Annotated in this window: 17 protein-coding genes; 11 read left to right on the forward strand and 6 right to left on the reverse strand. The window is 71.0% G+C overall.

The genetic code is table 11. The features are described 5' to 3' along the window. Positions 1-13: 13 nt before the first annotated feature. The 5 genes from WMF43_RS15120 to WMF43_RS15140 form a co-directional block, all read right to left on the reverse strand. Positions 14-1,816 carry a PEGA domain-containing protein gene (locus tag WMF43_RS15120; RefSeq protein ID WP_437680943.1) on the reverse strand — a complete coding sequence of 601 codons (1,803 nt, stop codon included), beginning with the start codon at positions 1,814-1,816 and terminating at the stop codon, positions 14-16. Positions 1,817-1,856: 40 nt separating this feature from the next. Then, positions 1,857-3,485, reverse strand: coding sequence for a protein kinase domain-containing protein (locus tag WMF43_RS15125; RefSeq protein WP_437680945.1), 1,629 nt, complete (start codon positions 3,483-3,485; stop codon positions 1,857-1,859). Between the two features lie 433 nt (positions 3,486-3,918). Further along, positions 3,919-5,094 (reverse strand): hypothetical protein, encoded by a 1,176-nt coding sequence (locus tag WMF43_RS15130; RefSeq protein ID WP_437680947.1) that lies wholly within the window; start codon positions 5,092-5,094, stop codon positions 3,919-3,921. A 171-nt stretch (positions 5,095-5,265) separates the two neighbouring features. After that, positions 5,266-7,827 (reverse strand): RCC1 domain-containing protein, encoded by a 2,562-nt coding sequence (locus tag WMF43_RS15135; protein ID WP_437680949.1) that lies wholly within the window; start codon positions 7,825-7,827, stop codon positions 5,266-5,268. Positions 7,828-8,165: 338 nt separating this feature from the next. Then, positions 8,166-10,757 carry an RTX toxin gene (locus WMF43_RS15140; protein ID WP_437680951.1) on the reverse strand — a complete coding sequence of 864 codons (2,592 nt, stop codon included), beginning with the start codon at positions 10,755-10,757 and terminating at the stop codon, positions 8,166-8,168. Positions 10,758-11,787: 1,030 nt separating this feature from the next. On the opposite strand from WMF43_RS15140, the gene WMF43_RS15145 reads away from it, so the two are divergent. The 10 genes from WMF43_RS15145 (at position 11,788) to WMF43_RS15190 (ending at position 22,109) form a co-directional block, all read left to right on the forward strand. After that, positions 11,788-12,960, forward strand: a complete 1,173-nt coding sequence (locus WMF43_RS15145) for an STAS domain-containing protein (RefSeq protein ID WP_437680953.1) — start codon at positions 11,788-11,790, stop codon at positions 12,958-12,960. Positions 12,961-13,204: 244 nt separating this feature from the next. Beyond that, a complete protein-coding gene (locus WMF43_RS15150) occupies positions 13,205-13,666 on the forward strand; it encodes a hypothetical protein (protein ID WP_437680954.1) in 462 nt (153 codons plus the stop codon). Positions 13,667-14,050: 384 nt separating this feature from the next. Continuing rightward, positions 14,051-16,777, forward strand: a complete 2,727-nt coding sequence (locus WMF43_RS15155) for a protein kinase domain-containing protein (RefSeq protein WP_437680956.1) — start codon at positions 14,051-14,053, stop codon at positions 16,775-16,777. A gap of 119 nt (positions 16,778-16,896) precedes the next feature. Continuing rightward, entirely contained in the window at positions 16,897-18,408 is a 1,512-nt protein-coding gene (locus tag WMF43_RS15160; RefSeq protein WP_437680958.1) for a pyridoxal phosphate-dependent decarboxylase family protein, read from the forward strand. Positions 18,409-18,663: 255 nt separating this feature from the next. After that, positions 18,664-19,527, forward strand: a complete 864-nt coding sequence (locus WMF43_RS15165; RefSeq protein WP_437680960.1) for a hotdog fold thioesterase — start codon at positions 18,664-18,666, stop codon at positions 19,525-19,527. Positions 19,528-19,574: 47 nt separating this feature from the next. Further along, positions 19,575-19,712 (forward strand): hypothetical protein, encoded by a 138-nt coding sequence (locus WMF43_RS15170; protein WP_437680962.1) that lies wholly within the window; start codon positions 19,575-19,577, stop codon positions 19,710-19,712. 136 nt (positions 19,713-19,848) lie between these two features. Beyond that, a complete protein-coding gene (locus tag WMF43_RS15175) occupies positions 19,849-20,292 on the forward strand; it encodes a hypothetical protein (protein ID WP_437680964.1) in 444 nt (147 codons plus the stop codon). A 25-nt stretch (positions 20,293-20,317) separates the two neighbouring features. Then, positions 20,318-20,422, forward strand: coding sequence for a helix-turn-helix domain-containing protein (locus WMF43_RS15180; RefSeq protein ID WP_437684015.1), 105 nt, complete (start codon positions 20,318-20,320; stop codon positions 20,420-20,422). 5 nt (positions 20,423-20,427) lie between these two features. Then, positions 20,428-20,862 carry a hypothetical protein gene (locus WMF43_RS15185; RefSeq protein WP_437680966.1) on the forward strand — a complete coding sequence of 145 codons (435 nt, stop codon included), beginning with the start codon at positions 20,428-20,430 and terminating at the stop codon, positions 20,860-20,862. 239 nt (positions 20,863-21,101) lie between these two features. Then, complete coding sequence (locus WMF43_RS15190) at positions 21,102-22,109, forward strand: endo alpha-1,4 polygalactosaminidase (RefSeq protein ID WP_437680968.1); 1,008 nt, start codon at positions 21,102-21,104, stop codon at positions 22,107-22,109. 160 nt (positions 22,110-22,269) lie between these two features. Here the strand turns inward: WMF43_RS15190 and WMF43_RS15195 are convergent, their stop codons facing one another. Continuing rightward, positions 22,270-23,052 (reverse strand): alpha/beta fold hydrolase, encoded by a 783-nt coding sequence (locus WMF43_RS15195; RefSeq protein ID WP_437680970.1) that lies wholly within the window; start codon positions 23,050-23,052, stop codon positions 22,270-22,272. 401 nt (positions 23,053-23,453) lie between these two features. On the opposite strand from WMF43_RS15195, the gene WMF43_RS15200 reads away from it, so the two are divergent. Then, a complete protein-coding gene (locus WMF43_RS15200) occupies positions 23,454-24,932 on the forward strand; it encodes a glycosyl hydrolase family 8 (protein WP_437680972.1) in 1,479 nt (492 codons plus the stop codon). The last annotated feature ends 170 nt before the right edge of the window (positions 24,933-25,102 follow it).

Here is a 25,102-nt window from a genome sequence, read left to right on the forward strand (position 1 = left end):
CCCCTCCTCGCGGTCAGAAGTCGTAGCGGGCCCCGAGCCCCGGCAGCACGGCGACCACCACCGGGCTCGTGAGCGCCTCGGCGTCGAACCGGCCGTAGCCGTCGCCCGCGGCGTTGATCGCCTGGTCTTCGTCCCACCGCGCCGCGCCGCCGATCAGGACGAGCACGTCGACGCCCGCCGAGAGCTCCACGCGCTCGCCGAGGCGCACGCCGACCCGGACCTCCGGGTCCAGGTAGAACCACGCCATCGAGGGCGCCTGGACGGCGGGGCCGACGTCGTAGCGCTCGCCGCGGCTCGTGGTGAAGGTCCCCGTCCGCGCGTCGGCGACCGACCCGATCACGGCGCCCGCGCCCAGGCGGAGGCGCACGGGGTACCGCCCGCCGAAGCCGAGGCCGGCCCACGCCCCCGCGAGCGCGCCGCGCAGCTGGATCGCGTCGTCGGCCTCGCCCACGTTGGGGGCCGCGATCCCGACGGCCCGGATCTCGGCGCTCCGCCCGCGCGTCGACTGCCCGAGCCGCACGTAGCCCGCGGCGAGCCCGAAGCCGAAGCGCGTGCCGAGGTCGACCTCGTAGCCGCCGCGGAAGACGCCGTAGCCGCCCGCCGCGAGGCCCTGGCTGCACCGCGCGCCGCAGCGCTCCGCGATGTCGCCGCCGAGGGTGGGCGAGAGCGCGAGCGCGCCCCCGAGCTCGAGCGTGAACCGCGGCGGGTCGCGCCAGCGGGGCGCGCCCGGATCGCGCGCGAGCGCGACCGGGACGAGCGCCCACCCGCCGCGGTCGAGCGCCACCTGCCGCTCCGCCTTGAAGTAGCCGTCCGCCACGAGCTCGATCCGGTGCGCGCCCGGCCGCAGGCGGCCCTCCCAGGTGCCCCGCCCGACGAAGATCCCGTCGACCGCGACGCTCGCGTCCGCGGGCGACGGCGCCACGCGGATCGCGGCGTCGAGCGGCTCGGCGGCGAGCGAGAGGGCGGTCGTCTGCGCGCGCCGGATGCTGACCGGGGCCGGCAGCGTCCCGAAGCGCTGCGCGCTGCGCAGCATGACGGTGTGCTCGCCGACCGCGATCGGCCCTTCCCAGGGCGTCGTGCCCACGGTGTTGCCGTCGACCACCACGTCGAGCGCCCAGCCGCTGCGCTCGGTCACGCGGAGGCGGCCCGCCACGATCAGCGGGCGGAGGCGCGCCGCGACGCGCGCCGTCTGCCCGCCGGCGACCGTGACGCCGGCCTCGAACGGCTCGAAGCCCTCCTTGTAGACGCGGACGACGTGCTGGCCCGCCGCGACGCGCAGGGGCGCGACCGGCGGGTGCTCGCCCCGGCTCCGGCCGTCGATGGAGAGGGCGGCGCCCGGCTCGGCGCCCTGGATCTCGATCGTGCCGACGCGCTCGCGCAGCGCGACCACCTCCCGCTGGGCCGCCTCCTTGGCCCGCGCGGGGAGGGTGTCGGGGAAGTCGCGCAGGAGGATCTCGAACAGACCGAGCGCCTCGTCGAGCTGCTCGAGCTGCTTCAGGCAGTAGGCGGCGTTCGTGGTCGCGCTCCAGGTCGGGTACAGGCGCCGCGACGCGAGGAACTCGGCGAGCGCGCCCGACCAGGCGCGCTCCCGGAGGAGCTCCAGCCCGCGCTGGAAGCGCGCGGCCGCCTCGGCCTTCGCCGCCGCGGCGCCGTCGGCGACCGGCGGCGCCGTGGCGGCGGGGCTCCCTGCGGCTGGCGGCGTCGCGGCGGCGGGGCTGCTCGCGACCGTCGGCGGTTCGGCGGCGCTCCCCCAGCGCGGCGCGAGCGCGGCGGCGACGAGGGCCCAGGCCCGCAGCGACACGGCACGTCGACGCATCGGGCGGCCCGGCGCCTGCTCTTTCCGCGGCCGGCTCACCTTAATCGAACTCGTCCGAGATCAGCGGGTTGTCCGCGTCGGCGCGCGCCGGCGGCGGCACCTTCGCCCGGGCGGGCGGCGGTCTGCTCGGCGCGAGCTCCATCTTCGGCGGGAGGGCGCCGGACTCGGTGATCACCACCTCGCCTTGTACATCGTCCTTGCCCCGGAAGAGGCGCACCGTGTGGACGCTCCCGATCCGGCCCACGATATCGAGGATCCCGTCCTGGACCCGCGCGGGCGCTCCGTCGACCTCCGCCGACACGCCGCTCGGCATGACCACGAGCTTGACGCGCCGGGACGCGCCGTCCGGGGGCGCGTCCGGCGAGGGCCGCGCCGCGGTCGGCTGCGCCGACGCGGCGGCGGGCGGCTGCGCTGACGCGGCGGCGGGCGGCTGCGCCGACGGGGCCGCGGTCGGCTGCGCCGACAGGGCCGCGGGCGCGCTCGCCGCCACGGCGCCCGCGGGCAGCTCGCCGCCCCCGGGGGGCGGGGGCGCCTGCACCGCCCTCGACAGGCCGAACGCGCCGAGCCCGAGCGCGCAGGCGGCGCCGACGAGCCACGCCGCGACCGCGCGTGGCGCGGCGCGGCCCCGGTCGGGCGGCGAGCGCGGGGCGCTGTCCGGCGGGGCGGAGCTCGGCGTGGCCGCGCCGCGGCGAGGTCTCCTCGCGGGGGTCGCCCGCTCGCGCGCGGCGCCGCGGTACCGGGGCGCCACGACGGATCGGGCCGACTCGGGCAGGGGCGCGAGCATCTCCTCGCGCAGGGCCCAGCCCTCGGGCAGGAGCGGCTTGATGGCGTCCAGCATCGCGGCCGCGTCGGGGAAGCGCCCGTCGGGCGAGATCCGGAGCGCCCCGTGGAGGATCGCCGCGACCTCCGGCGGCACCCAGGGCGCCACGTCCTGGATCGGCGGCGGCGGCTCGTCGCAGATCTGCAGGATGAGGTCATAGAGCGACCTCGCCTTCTCGTAGGGGTTGTGCCCCGAGATGGCCCGGTAGAGCACGACCCCGAGCGACCAGAGATCCGCGCGGCGATCGATGCGCTTGACGCTGCGCGCCTGCTCGGGGGACAGGTAGAGCGGCGAGCCGAGCAGCCCTCCGGTCTCCGTCAGGCTGGACGCCTCGCCTTGCTCACCTGCGCTCGGCTTGATCTTGGCGATGCCGAAATCGAGGATCTTGACGATCACCTCGCCGTGGTCGCGCCGCGCCAGGAACAGATTGGCTGGCTTGATGTCCCGGTGCACGATGCCCGCCTCGTGCGCCTTGTGCAGGCCGACGCACGCCTGCGCCGCGATGCGCAGGACGACCTCGGGCGGCAGGGCTCCGGCGCGATCGAGGAGCCTGGCGAGGTCCTCTCCTTCGAGGAGCTCCATCACCATGTAGGGAGCGCCCATGCGCAGATCGGTCCCGGCGTCGAGCACCTGGGCGATGTGCTGGGTGTCGACCGAGCCCGCCGCCTTGGCCTCGCGCTGGAAGCGAAGGATGTTGTCCTCCGAGTCCCGGCTGTGCCTGGTGTTGACCACCTTGACGGCGACACGCCGGCTCGTGCCCGTGTGCTGCGCCTCGTAGACGGACCCCATCCCGCCCCGGCCGAGGAGCCGGATGATCCTGTAACGTCCGTCGAAGACCTCGCCGATCAAGCTGATGCGCCAATCTAGATGGGCAGCGGCGGCCGAGGCAACGGCGGCAGGCGGAAGCGCCCGGGGGCCTCGATGGCTGCGCCAGGAATGTGCTGAAGGGGGTGGGAACCGTGCTGCCGAGATCGGACGTGGTCTCGGCCGGTGAGCGGAGCGTCGCGCGGAGACGGGTCGCGGTCTCATGAGGGGTCCGACCCGTGCCGCCGAGATGGGCAGCGGTCTCGAAGAAGGCTCGGGTGATGCCGTTGAGATGGGCAGAGGTCTCGGAAGAAGGCTCGGGTGATGCCGTTGAGATGGGCAGAGGTCTCGGAAGAAGGCTCGGGTCAGCCGTCGAGACGGGCGGTGGTCTCGGAAGAAGGCTCGGGTGATGCCGCCGAGACGGGCGGCGGTCTGGCAAGGGCAAGTCCGGTCCGCGCGATGGGCTCCGCGCGCCGCCTCATGGCCGCACGAGCAACCCCAGGAAACCTGCGAAGGTCGGCCTCCCCGCCGTGCCGAGCCGCTCCCCGCCGAGCGTCACCACGGCGCGAGGCTGCGCGAAGATCGCGTGCACGTCGAGGAGGAGCGCCGCGCGATCGGTGACGCGCACCCCGGCGCCCGCGCCCAGGGCCGCGGCGATCGACCAGACCTCGCCCGTCGCGCTGCGGAGCGGGGGGAGGGGATCGCCGCTGATGAAGAGGTGGGCGCCGCCCACGCCCGCCGAGAGCACGGGCGAGACCGCGCCCTCGGTCTCGAGCGCCCACACCGCCTCCAGCAGCGCCATCTCCTGCCGCACCGAGACCGTGCCGAGCTCGCCCTCGAGCGCGGGCCCCAGCGCCGGCCCCGCGAACGTCAGCCGCGCCGCGAGGCCCGAGGGCAGCCCCGCGCCGCCGGCCCCGGCGCTGCCGCCGGCCCCGGCGCCGCCGTCCGCCCCGGCGCCGTAGGACAGCCGCAGCGCGGGCCCCAGCGCCGGCCCGATGCCGCCCGCGCTCAGGAGCGCCGTGACGCCGGCCTCCACCCCGAACCCCGCGAACATCCCGATCCGCGGCGCCGCCGGCGCCATTCCGGCCTGCCGCCGCGCCGGCTCCATCCACCGCGCCACGTCGTCGGGGACGTCGACCCTGCCGGCGTCCGCCGCGCCCGCCGCGCCGTCCGGCGGCGAGCGCGCCGCGAGCAGGTTCGCCTCGAGCAGGCTCGCCTGCAGGAGCTCGACCGCGCGCACCGCCATCACCGAGGGCGCCGCCGCGCCCGCGACCTCGACGGTGCGCACCACCGTCTTCTGCGTCACGCGGTCGACGATCCAGAGGTCGGCCGTCGCGCCCGCCCGCGAGCGGGAGATCGCCGCCGCCGCGAACGCGCCCGCCTCCTCCGCCGCGCGATCGAGCGCCGCGCGCAGGTCGCCCCCGGGCGGCCGCGGGATGTGCACCACCTCGAACCCCGCCGCGCCGAGCTCGGCCCGGAGCCGCGTGGCCGCCTCGCGGACCAGCGCGTCGTCCGCGTCGACCTCGACGATGGCGACCCGCGACGCGGCCGCCGCGGTCTTTGCCGGAGGGGCGTCGGGCGGCGCCGCCCCGGCCCGCGCCGGGGCGAGCGCCGCCGCGAGCAGGAGCCAGATCGGAAGAGCGAGGGAACGCACGCGCCAGGGCTTTATCAGATCGCGAGCGAGGCCGGGCGGGCGTCACGGCCCCACACATCCGATCGCGGGCAAGGGCGGGCGTCACGGCCCCACGCGGTCAGCTCCTGTGCGCGGCGCCCGTCCCGTCCGCCCGAGGTCCGGCGAGGGCTGGCCGGACCGAGGCGAACGTCGTCAGTTCGGCAGCGAGAGCCAGAGCCGGCCTTTTTGAGCCCACCCCCAGCAGTGCACCGTGCCGTCGGTCTTCATCCCGCAGTTATGCATTTTACCCACGCCGAGCTTCACGAAGGTCCCCTCGGGGGCGGTCGCCTGGCCCTCGTCATTGCGCCCCCAGCATTGCACCGTGCCATCCACCTTGAGCCCGCACGTGTGGCCGCCGCCCACGCCGATCTGGGTGTAGCTGCCCGCCGGATCGGTGGGCTGGCCATAGCTGTTGCTCCCCCAGCAGTGGACCGTGCCGTTCGTCCTCACCCCGCAGCTGCGAGCGCTGCCCGCGCTGACCTGGCGGTAAAGATCAAGAGCAGAAGGAGCGTCGGACTCACCGTGGCCGTTGAATCCCCAGCAGCGCACGGCGTGGTCCGTCCTCACCGCGCAGCTGTGACCGTCGCCCGCGCTGACGCTGAGGAAGTCGCCTTCCTGATCCTCGGCCCTGCCGTTCTGGTTGTTCCCCCAGCAGTCCACGCCGCCGAACGCCTTCACCCCGCAGCTGTGCTGGGCGCCCGAATCGATCTGAGAGAAGGTCCCAGCGGGCGCCGTCAGCTGGTTGTGCGTGTTGTCCCCCTTGCAGTACACCGTGCCTCCCGTCCTCAGCCAGCAGGTGTGGAGGTCGCCCGCGCTGACCTGGGTGAAGGTGTCGAGGGTGGGCGCCGCGCCCCAGGACGAAGACGTGTTTCCCCAGCACTCCGCCGTGCCGTCCGCCCTGACGCCGCAGCCGTGATCTTCGCCCACGGAGACCTGGGAGAACGTGTTCGTCGGCGGCGCGGTCCGCCCTAACAAGGGATCTCCCCAGCAGCCCACGGAGCCGGACTCCGCCACGCCGCAGATATGGTCTTTCCTCGCGTTGATCTGGAGGAAGGCGGCGGGGGGCGGCGAGGCCTGATCCGCGGTGTCCCTCCCCCAGCAGTGCGCGATGCCGTTCGTCTTCAGGCCGCAGCTGAAGTCACGGCCCAGGCTGACCTGGGTGAAGGTGTAGATGCCGGCCGGATCCTGTGCCTGGAAGTAGGTGTTGCTCCCCCAGCAGTGGACTGCCCCGTTCGTCCGAACCCCGCAGCTGTGGTGATCGCCCACGCTGACCTGGGTGTAAGTGTACGGGGGGTCCGTGCTCTGTCCCTGGCCGTTGAGGCCCCAGCAGTGGACGCTGCCGCTCGTCATCACCCCGCACGTGTGGAAATCGCCCGCGGCGACCTGGGTGTAGGTCCCCGGCGGATCCGTGGCCTTGTCGTACTCGTTGTTTCCCCAGCAGTGGACGGTGCCGTCCGTCCTGATCCCGCAGTTGTGGTCGTGGCCCGAGCTGACGTGGGTGTAGCTGCCCGGCGGATCCGCGTCCTGTCCATGGCTGCTGCTCCCCCAGCAGTTGACCGCGCCGCTGGCCGTCACCCCGCAGCCATGGCGGGTGCCCGCGCTCAGCTGTCGGTAGGCGCCGGGCTGCTGCGTGGCCTGGCCGTAGGTGTTGTCCCCCCAGCAGATCATCGTGCCGTTCGGCCGGAGCCCGCACGTGTGCAAGGTGCCCGCCGCGACCGCGGTGCGCCCGAAGATCTTTCCGCTCGCCGGCTCCGCCTCGTCGATTCCCCAGCAGTCCACCGTGCCGTCCAGCTTCAGCCCGCAGGTGAGCCCGCGCTGGGTGCTGATCTGGGAGAACAGGTCCGGAGGATCGATCGCCCCGCCATGAGCGTTGCTTCCCCAGCAGTCGACCATGCCGTCCGGCTTCAGCCCGCAGCTGTGGTAGACGCCCACGCTGACCTGGACGAAGGTGTCCGGGGGGGCGTCGAGCTGACCTTCATCGCCGCGCCCCCAGCAGTGGACCGTCCCGTCGGTCCTCAGAGCGCAGTTATGATACGTGCCCGCGCTGACCTGGGTGTACGTGCCCGCCTGGTCCAACCCCTGTCCATCGCTGTTGTTGCCCCAGCAACGCATCGTGCCGTTCCACCGCACCGCGCAGTTGTGGGAATCGCCCGCGCTGAGCTGTATATACTGCTGCGTCTGGTCCGTGCCCTGGCCGTGGTTGTTGCGCCCCCAGCAGTCGATCGTTCCGCTCGTCCGCAGCGCGCAGGTGTGCTCCCGGCCAGCGCTGACCTGGACGAAGGTGTAGTCGGGACCCGGGAGACCCCCGGGGCTCGCCGAGGGATCCACGGGGTCTATCGCCTGACCGTAGGTGTTGCCTCCCCAGCAGTGGACCCTCCCGTCCATGCGGACCGCGCAGCTGTGGGCGTAGCCCGCGCTGACCTGGAGGTACGTGCCCTCGGGGTCGTCGGCCTGGTGCTCGTCGTTGAGACCCCAGCAATCGACCGCGTTGTTCGGCCTCAGCCCGCACGCGTGGCGACCGCCGGCGCTCACGATCGACTCCCCGGAGGCGGCGTGGAGCGGCGTGTCGTCGTCGCGGAGGGGTTGCGGGATCGCGGCGAGCTCGTCGCTGACGTCGCCGCCGGGCGCGCCGGGCATCTCGCCGGCACACCCGAGCATGGCGAGCGCCACGGCGCCCGGCGCGAGCCAGCGGCCCCGGCTCACGCGCGAGCTCACGGCCGCCGATTTTTGGGACGGATGGTGCAACATGGTTCCTCGAGGGTGGATCGTTGGAGGTACGGAAACACAAGCGGCAGGTGCTCTCGTTGCGTCTGTCAGCTGCCTGGGCAGGGAGCACGGCGAGAGAAGAGAGATTTCAACGCAAAGGCGCAAAGGCGCAAAGGCGCAAAAATACAAAGAAAATTCTGGTTTGCGCCTTTGCGCCTTTGCGTCTTTGCGTTGAAATCTCTCGAGATCCCTGGCCGGATTCGTGACGCTCGGAACTAGCCGACCGCGCGGCGCGAGCTCCGCGCGCCCCGGTCCGGCGAGGGCTGGCCGGACCGGGGCGCGCGTCGTCAGTTCGGCAGGGGGGGCCAGAGCTGGCCGTGGCTGGCGAGCCCCCAGCAGTAGGTCGTGCCGTCGGTCCTCACCCCGCAGTTATGCTCCAGGCCCACGCTGATCTCCACGAAGGTCCCCGGGGGGTCGCTCGCCACGGCGGAGCCCTCCCGCCCCCAGCAGTTCACCGTGCCGTCCGTCCTCAACCCGCAGCTGTGGACATCGCCCGTGCCGACCTGGGTGTAGCTCCCCGCCTGATCCGCGGCCTGGCCGTAGTCAGTCTCATTGGCCCCCCAGCAGTCGATCGCGCCGCCCACCCTCACCCCGCAGCTGTGCCACGTGCCCGCGCTGACCATTGTAAATTGACCTGAAGGAGCCGTGGCCTCGCCTTCCTCGTTCTTCCCCCAGCAGTACACGGTGTGGTCCTCCCTCACCGCGCAGGTGTGAGATGTGCCCACGCTGACGCTGAGGAAATCCCCTGCCTGATCGGTGCTGCCGCCAAAATAGTTTGCCCCCCAGCAGTCCACATTGCCGAGCGTCGTCACCCCGCAGGTGTAGTTGTAGCCCGAGTCGATCTGGACGAAGGGGCCAGCGGGCTCGTCGAGCTGTCCGTGGTTGTTCTCGTCCCCGAAGCAATGCACCGTGCCGTCCGCCTTCAGCCAGCAGGTGAAGAAGGAGCCCCCGGTCACCTGGGTGAAGGTGCCGGCGGGCGCCGTCATCGGGTAAAAGTCCCGGCCTCCCCAGCACTCCGCCGCGCCGTTCGCCTTGACGCCGCAGCTGTGGGCCTGGCCCGCGGCGACGTGGGAGAACGTGTTCGTCGGCGGCGTGGTCCGCCCTGACCCGGGATACCCCCAGCAGGCCACGGCGCCGGTCACCCCCACGCCGCAGGTGTGGTCTCTCGCCGCGTTGATCTGGGAAAAGTAGGCCTCGGGCGGCGAGGCCCGGTCGTCGGTGTCCCTCCCCCAGCAGTGCACCTTGCCGCCCGTCTTCAGGCCGCAGCTGAAATTGCGGCCCAGGCTGACCTGGGTGAAGGTGCCTTCTGGATCCGTGGCCTCGCCGTAGGAGTTGCTCCCCCAGCAGTGGACTGCGCCGTTCCTCCGCACCCCGCAGCTGTGGTAATCGCCCACGCTGACCTGGATGTAGACGTTCGGGGGGTCCGTGCTCTGCCCATAGTTGTTGAGACCCCAGCAGTGCACGGCGCCGCTCGTCATCACCCCGCACGTGTGGAAATCGCCCGCGGCGACCTGGGTGTAGGTGCCGCTCGGATCCGTGGCCTTGTCGTACTCGTCGTTCCCCCAGCAGTGGACGGTGCCGTCCGTCTTGATCCCGCAGTTGTGATTGTCGCCCGAGCTGACGTGGATGTAGCTCTCCGGCGGATCCGCGCCCTGTCCATGGCTGTTGTCGCCCCAGCAGTTGACCGCGCCGGTCGCCGTCACCCCGCAGCTATGACGGGTGCCCGCGCTCAGCTGCCTGTAAACGCCGGGCTGCTCCGTGGCCTGGCCGTCGGAGTTGTCTCCCCAGCAAATCATCGTGCCGTTCGGCCGGAGCGCGCACGAGTGCAAGGTGCCCGCCGCGGCCGCGACGCGCCCGAAGACGCTGCCGCTCGGCGGGTCCGCCTCGTTGTCACCCCAGCAGTCCACCGCGCCGTCCTGCTTCAGTCCGCAGGTGATCGCGCGGTGCGTGCTGATCTGGGAGAACGAGCCCGAAGGATCGATCGCCCCGCCATAAAGGTTGCTTCCCCAGCAGTCGACCGTGCCGTCCAACCTCACCCCGCAGCTGCTATAGACGCCCACGCTGACCTGGACGAAGGTGTCCGTGGGGGCGTTGAGCTGACCTTCCGTGCCGCGCCCCCAGCAGTGGGCCTTCCCGCCGGTCGTCAGCGCGCAGTTATGATACGTGCCCGCGCTGACCTGGGTGTACGAGCCCGCCTGGTCCGCGGCCTGACCATAGTTGTTTCTTCCCCAGCAGTTGATCGTGCCGTTCGACCGCACCGCGCAGTTGTGGTATTCGCCTGCGCTGACCTGCGTGTGGTACGCCGACTCGTCCGCGCCCTGGCCGTAGTTGTTGAGCCCCCAGCAGTGGATCGAGCCGCTCGTCCGCAGCCCGCAGGTGTGCTCCAGGCCAGCGCTGACCTGGACGATGGTGTCGTCGGGATTCTCGGGGTCCTCGAAGGGAGGCACGGGGGCAAACAGCTGACCATAGGTGTTGCGGCCCCAGCAGTAGACCCTGCCGTTCAGCCCGACCGCGCAGTTGTGGGCGTCGCCCGCGCTGACCTGGACGTAGATGCCCTGGGGGTCGTCGGCCTGGTGTTGGTCGTTGAGACCCCAGCAATCGATCGTGCTGTTCGGCCTCAGCGCGCAGGCGTGGGCGCGGCCGGTGCTCACGATCGGCTCCTCGGAGGCGGCGTAGAGCGGCGTGTCGTCGTCGTGGAGGGCCTGGGGGATCGCGGCGAGCTCGTCGCCGACGTCGGCGCCGGGCGCGCCCGGCATCTCGCCGGCGCAGCCGAGCATGGCGAGCGCCGCGGCGCCCAGCGCGAGCGCGGCGCCGAGCCTCCGGCCCCGGCTCGCGCGCGAGCTCACGGCCGCCGGTTTGTCAGACGTAGGGTGCAACATGGTTCCTCAAGGATGGTACGTTGAAGGTTAGGAGAGACGATCGGCAGGAGCTCTCGCCGACCCTTGTCGTGACGGAGGCAGGAGGTCGCCGCCGGCGCAGGCGCGCCCTCCGAGATCGGCGTGCCCCGGAGCGGGGGATCTCGCCGGACCGAGGCGAACGTCGTCTGCTCGGCAAGGGGGCCAGCGCTGGCCGTGGTCGCTGAATGCCCAGCAGTGCACCGTGCCGTCTACCTTCAACCCGCAGCTGTGGGCAGAGTCCGTGTCGACCGAGGAGTAGTCCGGGCCTCCGGCCTGGCGCGCGACGAGGCTCATGGCAAGCGGTGTGCCCGGAACGGTCGCTGGGCGCTCCTGGGCGGCGCGGAGCGGCGCAGGAGGCGGCGTCCGCGGCGCGCGCCGCTCGAAGGGCGGCGCTCACGGCGCGGCGGTCCCTGCCCGAGAGCAAGCCGGCGGCGCCGGACGAGTGGCACATGGCACGTGGCACCCGGCACGTGCCACGTCGGCGCGTGCCACGCGCTCGGGGGAGCCGGCGGCTCACGACAGGACACGTGGGTCTTGAGATCGACGCCAAGGGGACCGCGATCTCGTGTCGTCCGCCGCGCAGGTCATGCGCGCAGCGCCCGGCGCGGCGCGAAGCCATGCAGCTCCAATGCGCTATGCGACAAGATGCCTCAGAGGCAATCTGTCGCACGGGCGAGCGCGGGGCCGCGAGTCATCTCGTGCGCAGGAGACGTCGAGGCGTGCTGCGCTGGACCGCCGCGAGCGCGGCGCATCGAGAGACCGAGCGATCCCGGCGGCGCTCGGCGCGTCCCCCCACCCACATCCGCGCCGCGCGCTGCACTCCCGCGGCGAGGTGCACACGCCGATGAAGACCCCGGCCGGTCGCCATCGGAGGCGGACAGCAGAGGAGAATTGACATCACGAATCGCCGCCCTGCATACTGAACCTCTCACGGATCACAGCCGACCCGCGTGGGTGGAGCGTCGCGCGCAGCCATGTCGAGCGCGAGGATGAGATAGAGGGAAGCTCTTTCATGGCTCAATCTGTCGGAACCGCGCTCGAGCTCGAGCGGCTTTTCGATCTGTCGAACGACCTCCTCCTCGTGCTCGACAGAGACGCGCGGCTCCGGCGGATCAACGCTGCCTTGCGCAACGTCATCGGCGATCCGGACGGGGAGGTCGAGCGCCGGGATTTCCTCGATCTCCTCCACGCGGACGATCGCGAGCCGGCGAGGAGCGAGCTCCAGAGAATCCTGAGGGCCGGGGGCACCGCGCACCTCGCGGCTGGCCTGCGCGACCGGTGCCAGGGCTTCCGGACGATCCGGTTCACGCTCCACGCCAGCGCCGAGGAGGCGACCGTGGTCGGCGCGGGGCGCGAGCTGACCCCCGGGCCGGGCGCGGACGACACGGCCTGGCGCAGCGCGGCGCTGCTCCAGAAGATCCAGTCCACGGCGAAGGTCGGCGGCTGGGAGCTCGACTGCCGCACCCTGGAGCTGCTCTGGACCGAGGAGGTCTACCGCATCCACGAGCGCCCGCTCGATCAGAAGCCCAGCCTCGAGAACGCCCTCCGGTACTATGCTCCGGAGCACACGCCGCTCATCCGCGGCTCGGTCGAGGCCTGCATGCAGCGGGGCGAGCCGTACGACATCGAGCTGCAGCTCATCACCGAGAAGGGGCGGCGCGTCTGGGTGCGCGCCGCCGGCGGCGCGATCTGGGAGCAGGGCAAGGTGATCCGCATCTTCGGCTGCTTCCAGGACATCGAGGAGGTCAAGCGGCGCGAGCTCGACCTCGCCGAGAAGCTCGCCATCATCGAGCAGCAGCGGACGGCCATCCAGTCCATGTCGACGCCGATCATCCGGGTGTGGGATCAGGTGCTCGCCTTGCCGGTCGTCGGCAAGCTCGACTCCGCCCGCGCTCAGGACATGACCGAGCACCTGCTCGACGAGGTGGCGAAGAGCAGCGCGACCCACGTCATCCTGGATCTGACCGGCGTCGAGACCGTCGACGAGGCGACGGCGGATCACCTCGTCCGGATCGTCCGCGCGATCCGGCTGCTCGGCGCGAAGAGCCTCGTGACCGGGATCCGGCCCCAGGTGGCGCAGCTCTTCGTGGCGCTCGGCGCGGAGCTCGCCGGCACGACGACCGTGAGCAACCTGCGCGACGCGATCAAGGTGTGCATGCGCGCTTCAGCCCAGACGCTCGCCTGACGACGAGCGGCCGGCGCCGCGGCGGGCCGAGTCCTCGTCGCAGGCGCGACGGGCGGACACACACGTCCAGCGGCGCGGCGTCGCGCCGTGTGTGCATGTCCTGTACGGCGTGCCCTTTGCACGACCTCGTGGCTCGCCCATCCGCGTGGACCGAGGGCACAGCGGCCTCGGCGGCGCGCGCGTGAGCGGCGGTCCATGAAGAGGATGGGAGCGGGAGAAAATACATCGTGAAAGGAGGCTGGCGATGAATGACACCCTGACCTTGTTGAGGCGAGCGTCGCTGCCTGCGGCGAGCCTCGCCGTCGTCCTGGGGCAGGCCGCGGATGTGAGCGCTCAGCCGGTGAAGCCCGTCTGGGCCAGCAACACCCAGCAGTCCGACCAGCACTGCGATCCGCAGACCAAGGTCCTCGGAGGCCAGTACATGGCGCGCGGGACCTTCATCGACTCCGCCAACGGCACCTACAGGCTCAGCATGCAGGACGACGGGAACCTCGTACTGTACCGCCAGGGACCGAATCCACAGCCCCTGTGGGCCACCGGCACCGACGGGGTGGCGATCCGGCACGTCATCATGCAGACGGACGGCAACCTCGTGCTGTACGACTACGCGGGCAAGTCCAGGTGGGCATCCAACACGAGCGGGAAGCCGGGGGCGTTCCTGGTGCTCCAGTGCGACGGCAACCTGGTCATCTACGCGCCGACGTGACGCCGAGATCGGCCCGGGAGCGCGAGGCGAACGGGCCGGCGTGAGGCCGGCGAGGACGCGGCGCGATCGCGCCGCGTTCGCTGCTGCCATGGGTTGTCAGGAGGGGTGGCGCAGGCTCCCTGGTGAAACCGGCGACACGGAGCCCGTGAGGATCCGGACGCCGTTCACGCTGTGAGGGCGCTGAGCCCCATGCTCGCTCTCCGCCGGCGCGGCGCCCCCGGGTCGTCCGCGCCGCGTGGTGGAGGTCAGGGCCCCTTGGCTGAGGGTGTAAACCTCCACGCGTGTCCTCCTGGAATGCGAGAGCTCGCCTCGGCGACTTGGTCTGGACCAGGCAAACGGGGGCGGGTAATGTAGGCTACCGTGCGCACCCCACCCGGAGGGAGTTTGACGCTGGGCCTCGAGGCGACTCGGCTCGCCGCGGGAGAGGGCGCTCCGGCGGGCGAGGGCGACGAGCGCGCCGAGGGCGGCCGGCAGACGTGGCATGAGGGCGCCATCGTCGCCGGCCGATACCGGCTCGACCGGCGGCTCGGCGAAGGGGGCATGGGCGTGATCTGGGCCGCGCGCCACACGACGACCGGCAGGCCGGTCGCGCTCAAGTTCGTGAAGGGCGGGTCGGTGTCCGGCACGGTGGGCATGCGCCTCTTGCGCGAGGCGAAGCTCGCGAGCGCCGTCCGCCACCCCAACGTCATCGAGGTATACGACATCGAGCTCGAGGGCGGAGCGCCCGTGATGGTCATGGAGCTCTTGTCCGGCGAGTCGCTCGCCAGCAGGCTCTCGCGCGGGCCGAGGATGCCGCTCGGCGAGGTCGCCTCGATCTTCCAGCAGGTCATCTCGGCCGTCGGGGCGGCGCACGCGCTGGGCGTCGTCCACCGCGACCTGAAGCCGGAGAACATCTTCCTCGTCGACGGGTCGAGCCAGCGGGTCAAGGTCCTCGACTTCGGCATCGCGAAGCTGACGGCAGCGAACGGGCAGGATGCGCAGACGACGGGGCTCACCGAGAGCGGCGCGAGGCTCGGCACGCCCTGCTACATGTCGCCGGAGCAGGCGTTCGGAGAGCGGCAGATCGACCATCGGACCGACATCTGGTCGCTCGGCCTCCTGCTCTACGAGTGCCTGTCGGGCGTGCTCCCCACGCGAGCGGACAACGCCGGTCAGGTGTTCAAGATCATCGTGACAGGCGCCATTCCCCCGCTGGAGGAGGTCGCGCCCGACGTGCCCCGGCAGCTCTCCGGCCTCGTGAACAGCATGCTGTCGACGTCCCGCGACGCACGCCTCTCCGACCTGCGCGAGGTCGACCGCGCGCTCGCGCACCTCGCGCAGGCCGAGGCGCCGCGCTCCGATGCGCCGGCGCCGCGCTTCGATGCGCCGGCGCTGGGAGCTGCCCGCTCCGGGCCGCCCGCGGCGCTGGATGACCAGGCGGCGAACGGGGACGGGGTGGACCCCATGGCGGCGACCGAGCGCCCCGGCGCCGCGGCGCCCCCGGCGGAGGGCCGCTCGACCGGGGGACGCACCGGCCTCCGGGCGGCCGCCTGGAAGATCGGCGCGGTCACGGCGCTCGCGGCGGCCGTCGCGGGGGGGCTCGCGTTGTGGAGACGGCCTCCTCAGGTCGCGGCCGTCCCCGTGCTCACGGCAGATCGGCGGGCGCTCGACCTGTACAACGCCGCGCTCCAGGCCGCCCGCGACGCGAGCGAAGGCAAGGCGCTGGAAGGCCTGCGACAGGCGATCTCCTTCGACGGGGACTTCGCCGCGGCGCACCTTCGCCTCGCGATGTACACGCCGGACCTCGCCGAGGCCCGGGCGAGCTACACGCGCGCCGAGGCGCTGCGCGCCGGGCTCGGCCCCGAGGATCGAGCGCTGCTCGAGGCGATGGAGCCCGCGATCGTCCGCGATCCCCCGGACATGGCGCTCTGCGCGGCGCGGCTGCGCGCGCTCACGGCGCAGCGCCCGCACGAGGCGGAGCCGTCCGCCCTGCTCGCGCGCTGCGCGCTGGAGCCGGACATCCACACCAGCGTCGCCGCGGCGGCGCGGGCCGTCGAGATCGACCGGCATTACGCCCAGGGGTGGGCCGCGCTGGCGCAGGCGTCGCTGCGCCTCGGGAGGTTCAGCGACGCCGCCGCCGCCCTCGATCGGTGCCTCGCGAGCTCGCCCGGCGCAGCCAGCTGCCACGAGATCCAGGGCGAGTACCACAGCGCGCTCGGCCGGTGCGCGGACGTCGAGCAGGACCTGCGGCTCGCGCTGGGGGAGAAGAGCGCCAAGGGCCACCTGATCCACCGCAAGCTCGCGTCGTCGCGGCTCGCGCAGGGACGGCCTCGCGACGAGGTCCTCGAGGTGATGCGGCAGAGCTGGGCCTCGCTGCCGGAGTCGGAGTGGCGTTCCACGTCGCTGATCGACGAGTCGAGCCTGAACGCGATGGCGGGCAATTTCTCGCAGGCCGAGGAGCAGCTGCGGAAGGCGCTCTTCTGGATCGGCCCGGACTCCAGGGCCCACGTCGATGTCGTGCGCGCGCTCATCGACATCTACCTCGAGACCGATCGCAAGCTCGAGGCGGCGAACGCCGCCCAGATGTGCCTCAACCACCACAGCGCCTGCGCCAGCGGCTCGCCGGACCTGCTGCGCGTGATGATGCGCGCCGGCCTCCTCTCCAGGGCCGCGTTCCAGGAGAAGCGAGCCGAGCACCTGGCCCGGTCGAGCGCTCCGGGCGCGGCCGATCTCACCGCCCTGGTGAGGGAGCACGCGCGGTGGATCGAGGGCCCCGAGGAGGCGGCGGAGGCCGTGCCCACGCTGCCTCAGACGGCGCTGATGAGCCATCAGATCGGTCATGAGGTCCAGGCGGACATCGGCGCGGTCTTTTATCTCGCGGGCATGCCTCACCACGCGCTCCCCGCGCTCCGCCGGGCGGTCACGACGTGTGATGTCCTCGACTGGCCGGTGAGGTACGTCCGGTCGTTCTGGTTCCTCGGTCAGGCCCTCGAGCGGACGGGGAACGTCTCCGGCGCCTGCGAGGCCTACACGCGCGTGATCGAGCGCTGGGGGAACGCGAGCCCACGCTCGGTGACCGCGGAGCAGGCGCGGGCGAGGGCGAGGGCGATCGGCTGCGGATCGACCGGGTGAGCAGGCCCCGGCGAGGCGGAGTCGCGGGCGAGCAGGCCGGCCTGGAGGCGCAGGACCTCCCGCCGGCGCCTCGTCCCGCGGGCCGACCCGGAGCGCGCGATGGCGTAGGATGGCGGGCGTTGGCCCGCCCGAAACCTCCGCTGTCAGGCCCGCACCCGCTCGAGCTGTCGGGCGACGTCATGCGCGAGATGGTCGCGCTCGCGATGGATCACATCGTGCCGCACATCGAGAGCCTGCCGGAGCAGCCGATGCACGCGACGCGGGGGGGCAAGCGGCTCGCGCGTTTGCTCCGGGAGCGCCTGCCGGAGCGCGGGACGCCTTATGAGAAGCTCCTCCGGCGGCTCTTCGGGAAGGTGATCCCGATGAGCCTGAACACCGCGTCGCCCGGCTACATGGGGTACATCCCGGGCGGCGGGCTCTTTCACGCGGCGGTGGCCGATCTGATCGCCGACGCGGTGAACCGGTATGTGGGCGTCTTCCAGGCCGCCCCGCTGCTCGTGCAGATCGAGGCGGACGTGATCTCCTGGTTCTGCGCCATGCTCGGCCTGCCCGAGGGCTCGGGGGGGATCCTGACGACGGGCGGCTCGCTCGCGAACCTCGTCGCGGTGATCACCGCGCGCCGCGATCGCCTGCCGCCGGACTTCCTCCGGGGGACCCTCTACGCCTCGGAGGAGGCGCACCACTCGGTGAAGAAGGCCGCGCTGCTCGCCGGCTTTCCGCCGGAGGCCGTGCGCGAGATCCCGGTGGACGGGCGCTTCCGCATGCGGCCCGACGCAGCGGCGGAGGTGGTGGCGCGCGACCGGGCGCGCGGCCTGTCGCCGTTCCTGCTCGTCGCGTCCGCGGGCACGACGGGCACCGGCGCGGTCGACGACCTGCGCGCGCTCGCCGACCTCGCCGTGGCGGAGCGGCTCTGGCTGCACGTCGACGCGGCCTACGGCGGGTTCTTCGCGCTCACCGAGCGAGGGCGGGCGGCGATGCGCGGGATCGAGCGCGCCGACTCGGTGACGCTGGACCCGCACAAGAGCCTCTTTCTGCCGTACGGGACGGGCTGCCTCGCGGTGCGCGACCGCGAGGCGCTGCGGCGCGCGCACGCGGTCTCGGCGTCGTACATGCCGCCGATGCAGGCGGAGGACGACCTCGTGGATTTCTGCGAGCTCGGCCCCGAGCTGTCGCGCGACGCGCGCGGGCTCCGGGTGTGGCTGCCGCTGAAGATGCACGGGGCCTCGGTGTTCCGGGCCGCGCTCGACGAGAAGCTCACGCTGGCGCGCGGCGCGGCGGACGCGCTCCGGCGGACGGCGCACATCGAGGTCGCGGCGGAGCCCGAGCTGTCGCTGCTCGCGTTCAGGGCGCGCCCGCCGGGGATCGAGGACGGGCCGCCGCTCGACGCGCTGAACCGGCGCCTGCTCGCGCGGGTGAACGCGAAGCAGCGGGTGCTGCTCACGGGGGTGAGGGCAGGGGGGCGGCTGCTGCTGCGGATGTGCATCCTGAGCTTCAGGACCCACGCGGACCGGGTGGACGCGGCGATCGCCGACATCGCGGCGAGCCTCGCGGAGGTGCTCGAGGAGAGCCGCGACGGAGGGCTGGAGCCGGCGCGCGGGCAAGAGCAGCCCGGGGGAGAAGACGACGATTGAAGGCCTCGCGCGACGGTACGCCGGGGGACGGCAGCAGATTTCTGGCGGCGGAGCTAGAACACTGATCATGTTGATCCGACCGAGAGAGGAACCGCCAAGGACGCCAAGGACGCCAAGAAGAGAATAAGATCTTGGCGCTCTTGGCGCTCTTGGCGCTCTTGGCGCTCTTGGCGCTCTTGGCGCTCTTGGCGCTCTTGGCGCTCTTGGCGCCCTTGGCGGTTCCTCACCCTTGCCGGCACGTATCGAGGAGCACCCATGACGAACGAGATCTCCCCGTCAGCAATCGACGCGCCGTACGCGCAAGACCTCGCGGTCACGCTGCAACCCGGCGAGGCGGCCGTGACCGTCGCCCTGCCGTTCGAGGAGCGCAACACGATGTACGGGCACATCCACGGCGGCGCCCTGGCGTCGCTGGTTCCGATCGCCACGTCCTCGGCCATGCGCGCGCGCGGCGCGGCCGCCGCGGAGCTCTGCACCGTATCGCTGCATATGGAATACGTCCGCGCGGCCCGGAAGCCGGTCGTGGCAGAGACCCGGTCCGTGCGCCGGGTGCGTGAGCTCGAGTTCTTCGAGACGCGGATCGCCGACGCCGACGGCAACGCGATCGCCCTCGCGTCCTCGGCGGTCAGCCAAAACATCTCGCCGGGCGCGGCGGAGGTCGCCGGACCCTCCCGCGGCCCGCTCGACGGCGCGCCGCCCGAGGTCGTGCGCGCGATCCAGGAGGCGATCGCGGCCAGCCCGTACCTGTCGCGCCGGCGCGTGGCCCTCGCCGGCGCGGCGCGCGGCGCCGTCGAGCTCTCGCTGAGCGCGGCGCCGGTGAACCTCGATTGCAGCGGCGGCGTGCACGAGGGCGCGGTCCTGTCGCTGCTCGACGCCGCGGGGGCGACCTGCCCGTGGACCGTCGTCCCGGCGACGGCCGGGGCGGGGGGAGCCACCATCGCCTTGCACGCCCAGATCCTGGGGCCGCCGCCGGCGGCGGATCTGGTCGCGCGCGCCGCCACCCGCGCGCGCAAGGACCGCTTGCAGTGGGTCGACGTCACCGTCATGAGCGCCGCGACGGGGAGCGTGCACGCGCTGGGGACGGTGGTCTATCGCTTCAACGAGGCGAGCGTCCTGTAATCGAGCAACAACACGAGTTCTGGCTCGACAGCATCGATGAGGGCGACGTGCGCCTCCTCGACAACACCGCGACCGTCTGGCTCAAGCAATGCTCGGACGGCAACCGCTGCAACCTCAGCGACGAGAGCAACCCGCCGCTCATCAGGGACCCTGGAGGGTTCACGGCTCTTCGGGCGAGCGGCTGATCGTCGCTCGCTCCCCGCAGGAGTCCTCGATGCGCTCGACGAGGCGCCCGCACGTCCACCGTGGGTGAATATTTACTTGCCATGGCGCCTTCACTCTTTTTAACGAACCGGCAACCTGCTCGGGGGCCCCCGGGACATGGTCGGGTATCGCATCTGGCCGAACGGGTACAACTCCGGCGACGACTACTCGAACGCGAGCATCATGTTCAAGCAGGAGGTCGACGGCTCCGACATGCGCAAGCTCCACAACATCCTCATCGAGAACAACTTCCTCTGGGGGGCGGTCGCGGGCATCAACCACCACTACGTCGCGAGCAGGGGGAACGATTTCGCGAGCTCCACGATCCGCAACAACTTCTTCATCCAGCGGCAGGTCGGCTGGGGCAACCCGCTCACCGCTTCGGCGGACGATCACAAGGTGGGCGTGGAGGCCCAGGCGAGGCCGTCGGCCGGCTGGTACATCGTCCGCTCTCCGGAGATCAAAGCGATCTACGAGAACAACCGCATCATCACCGTGCGCGAGGACGGCGGCTTCGACATCCTCGGCGACGTCCCCATCTCGAGGGGATCGAGCAGCTGAGCGCCTCCGGACCCCGCGCGTTCACCTGACGCGCAGCTTCACCCGTGCCGGACGGACGCTCGGCGTCGGCCGGCCGGCGGTGAGCGCGCGTGTCGGCGCGCTCGAGGCCGAGGTCGGCGGCCTATACTGAAAGGCATGACGCCACCCGATCGCGCGCTCGAGCAGCGGATCACCGCGCTCCTCGCAACCCTCGTCGTCTTCGATCTCACCCTTTCTATCTGGGCGTTCTTCTTTCCACAGGGGTGGTTTGACGCCTTCCACGGGACGACGTATGTAGACCCGGAGGCGCTCCTGCCCCGGACGGCCGCCCAGTGGGCCGGTTTCCTGCTGGTGCAGTCCATGGCCGTCGTGCGTTGGCGACGGGAGACATGGTGGCTGCTCCTCGTGGCGGGCGTGCGCCTCTGCGATGTGTTCACCGATCTCGTGTACTTCCTCATGGCGGACCACCTGACGTGGTTCGCCATGGCCACGCTCCCGGGCATGGGCCCGGTCAACGCGCTCCTGGGCTGGTGGTTGATCCGCGCATGGAAGCGGCTCGGCGAGCCGCGCGCCGTGACGTCGACGTCATGAGGCGCGACCGGGAGGCGATCCGCGACGTCCGCGCCTGCGCGACGAGCACAGGTTTCCTGCGCCGCCATCCTCCGCTTTTTTTGTCGCGTCGAGCTTTGCCTTTCTTCACCGATGTACACCTTATGTCGACGGGCCGGATCGCATAGAAGATGGTTCCGTCAACCCGGGGCAGGTCCCGCGGCTCACGGTTCGACGTTTCCGGCACGCTTGAATTTTCTTTTCCCTGGAGGAGCGCCATCATGAATCGGTCCTGGCCCGCGGTGCTGAAGTCGTTGGTCGCCGTCTTCTCGGCAGTGCACGTCGCGTGCGGCGACGCCGGCTCGGATCAGGGCGGAACAGGGGGCACGGGCCGAGGCGCGCCGGACAGCTCGGGCACGCCGGCGTCGGCGGCGGTCTCATCGACGTCCGCCTCGTCGACGTCCGCCTCGTCGACGTCCGCCTCATCGACGTCCGGCGGAGGGGGTTCCGAGCTCTGGATCCCGGCGCTCGAGACGTCATGGCACTGGATGATCGACCACCCCCTGGATCTGGACGATCCCAAGGACATGGGCCTGGTCGACCCCACCGGAGCGCCGATCGCGTCGTCGCCTCCGACGGTCTACGACATCGACTGGGAGTACACGCCGGCCGAGACGGTGGCCGCGCTCCACGCGAGGGGCGCCAAGGTCATCTGCTACGTCGACGTCGGCGCGTTCGAGGACTACCGGCCGGACGCCGGCGACTTCCCGGAGTCGGTCAAGGGCAACCCGGACTACCACTGGGAGGGCTCGTTCTGGCTCGACATCCGGCAGATCGACGTCCTCGGGCCGATCATGCAGGCCCGGTTCCAGGCCTGCAAGGACAAGGGCTTCGACGCGATCGAGCCCGACGAGGTCGACGGCTACGCCAACGACTCGGGGTTCCCTCTCACCTACGAGGACCAGATCGCCTACAACCGGTTCATCGCGGATCTCGCCCACGAGATGGGCATGTCCGTCGGGCTCAAGGGCGACATCGAGCAGGCGGAGGACCTGTGGCCGCACTTCGACTGGACGCTGAACGAGCAGTGCTTCGAGTACGAAGAGTGCGAGATCCTCGTCGATACCTTCCTGGCGAACGGCAAGGCCGTGTTCGAGGTGGAGTACGACGATCCGTTCTCCGGTCACATGACCGATCGGTCGCTCTTCTGCGATCAGGCGAACGCCTGGGGCTTCAACAGCATGGAGATGCCGCTCGACCTCGACGGCGGCCGGTGGCCCTGCCGGTGACCTCCGCGATCTCCGGCGTTGAGGCCGCGATCATCACTGGGTCGTCCCCTGGTCGCTCACCGCGCCCTTCGAGCAGGAGATCCTGCCGCACCCTACGCAGAGCGGTGCGCGGCGGCGCGGTCGAAAGGCGGATCCCCCGGCGCGACGGGGTGACGATGGATTACTGCTTCAGAAAACGCGAGAGCACGGGCAGCAAAGCCTTCGCGCTCACCATGTGGTCTTGACCCGCAAGTCGCTCGAGCCTCGCGTTCGGGATCGCCTTCGCCAGCTGGCTCGCGACCTCGTGAATACCGGCTGGGCTCTTTTCGCCTACGATGACCTGCGTCGGTACGGTAACTCGAGCGGCCCGGTCGACCGGCGGGAGGTCCTTGGTCAGCGCGATGTCGTACGCGAGGGTCGGCGCGAGCGCAACCATGGTCCTCCAGCCAGGAAACAGGGGCAGAAGCCAGACGAAGATGCTCGGCATGCCGATGCCCTTCAGAAAGGTGATCATGGCTTCTTTGTTTTTACCGTTGTCGAGCAGCCTCTGTACTGTTTGGCTCAGCTGGCCGTACGCAACCTTCTCTGCTTCGTCGTGCACGTAGGAGGGGTCGTACATCGACACCCTGTTCACCTTGTCGCCCAAGCGCAGGGCGGCCTCGAGGGCGAGCACGGCACCAGAGGAGTGGCCGTACAGGTTGGCCTTGCCGCCAGCTGCGTCGATCATGGCCTCGATGTCGTCGACTTCGCGCTCTATCGAGTACGGCGGCGTGTCGCCGCTATCGCCGCGCCCCCGGCGGTCGTAGTTGTAGACGGTAAACTCCTTGGCGAACCCCTTGGCGTCCTGCAGGACGGGCTTGAACGACCGGAAGCAGCTGGCTCCGGTGATGTAAATAAGCGCGGGTCCGCTGCCGTAGACGTCGTAGGCCAATGTCGTGCCGTCCTTTGAACTTGCGGTCTTCATGCTTGTTCATCCTTTGACGTTCACAGTCCGTGGCGTGAGCCGCGCGCAAAGCACGCCGCGACCACCCCCGCGAGGCAGGCCGAGAGGGCGAGGCGGGCGCATCGGGCCGGAGCATAGACAAGTTCTTGATTCAAGGTTATTTTTCCAGGAGCGCCGGATCCCATAGAAGCAGGTCCCGTCGATCCGGGGCAAATCCCGCAGTTGGTGCTTGACATCTCCGAAGCGTTTGGATTTCCTTCGCCGTCGGCAGCGATCATCTAGATCGCGGCCTCCTGCGTCGCTCGAGAGCGGGATCGTCAGCCCGAGCAGGATAGCCGATGGACCCACGAGCAACGCCAGGTTTGCACGAATCGAGAACGCCGGATGCGAGCTCGGTAATGAGGACAGCGATGAACTTGCGAATGATAACGTCTCCGGTCGCATCGTCATGGTTTGCGCTCGCGGTGATCGCCTGCGCGCCCAGCAACCAAGGCAGCCAGGTCGGCTCTCCGAATCAGGCGAGCGCCGCCAGTCAAGCCGGCAGCGCCGCTCCTTCGGGCACCTCGAGCCAGGACGGCGCGGCTCAGACGGCCCCAGCGACGGCTCAGCCGTCCAGCGCGGCGGAGCCTGCGCCCCTCGGTCCGCCGCTCCGGCCTGCCGCCAAAGGAGCATACGTCACCGGCGAGTATCGCAATCTGTTCGCCGAGCTGGGCCACAAGCCCGCCGAGATCGACGCCAAGGTCGCGAAGGCCTACGCGCAGCTGTTCCACGGCGATCCCAAGGAGCAGGCCGTCCTGTTCGCGGCTGGGAAGAACGCGAACGGCCCCAAGGCGTACATCATGGACATCGGCAACAACGACGTCCGCTCCGAGGGGATGTCGTACGGCATGATGATCGCCGTGCAGGTCGACCGGAAAGACGACTTCGACGCGCTGTGGAACTGGGCCAAGTCTCACATGTACCACGCGGAGCCGCGCCACCCCGGCTTCGGCTATTTCTCCTGGCAGATGCGCCCGGATGGCACGGCCATGGATGAGAACCCCGCCCCCGACGCGGAGGAGTACTTCGCGACGGCGCTGCTGTTCGCGTCCCACCGCTGGGGTAACGGCAAAGGCATCTACGACTATCGGAAGGAGGCCTTCAACCTGCTCGACGTGATGAAGAACCGCAAGTCCATCACCGGGACGGTCAACGCGGACAAGCGCAAGACCACGCTGGTCTCGCTCTTCAGCCCCGAGCACAAGATGGTGCGGTTCACGCCCGATTCGGACAACTTCTCGAAGAACGGCGATCACACCGATCCATCGTACCACCTGCCTGCGTTCTACGAGCTCTGGGCGGCCTGGGGCCCCGAGGCGGATCGCGCGTTCTGGGCCGAGGCGGCCAAGGTGAGCCGCGATTTCTTCGTCAAGACGACCCACCCGAAGACCGGGCTCTCTCCGGATTACGCCAACTTCGACGGCACCCCCAAGGCCGCCTCCTGGGACGCAGGGACCGTCAACTTCCGCTACGACGCGTTCCGCACCGCCATGAACTGGTCGGTGGACGCGGCGTGGTGGGCGAAGGACCCGCGGGAGACCGAGCTGAGCGATCGGCTCCTCGCGTTCTTCGAGGCGCAGGGCCCCAAGTACAAGGCCAACTTCAGCCTCGACGGCAAGCCCCTCGTCGATCACGAGTCGCTCGGGCTCGTGTCGATGAACGGCGTCGCGGCCCTGGCTGCCACCCACCCGCGGGCCTGGCGTTTCGTCGAAGACGTGTATCAGCGTGAGCCGCCCACCGGCAAGTGGCGGTACTATGACGGCATGTTGTACACGATGTCGCTGCTGCACTTGAGCGGGAAGTTCCGCGTCATCACGCCGTCAGCGCAGCCCGCGGCGCCCGCCGCCGCAGGCAAGCGCTAGCGCGACAGACGGGTTGAACCAGCCTGAGACGAGCACAAGTCGAAGCGCCAAGGACGCCAAGACGCCAAGGACGCCAAGAAGAAGAGAATATCTTGGCGCCTTGGCGCCTTGGCTCGCCGCGCTCGCGGATACCGGAATCCATCCACTGCGGTTCTGCGCTGCTTTCCTCG

This window comes from Sorangium sp. So ce131, assembly GCF_051519095.1.
Classification (GTDB): Bacteria; Myxococcota_A; Polyangia; order Polyangiales; family Polyangiaceae; genus Sorangium.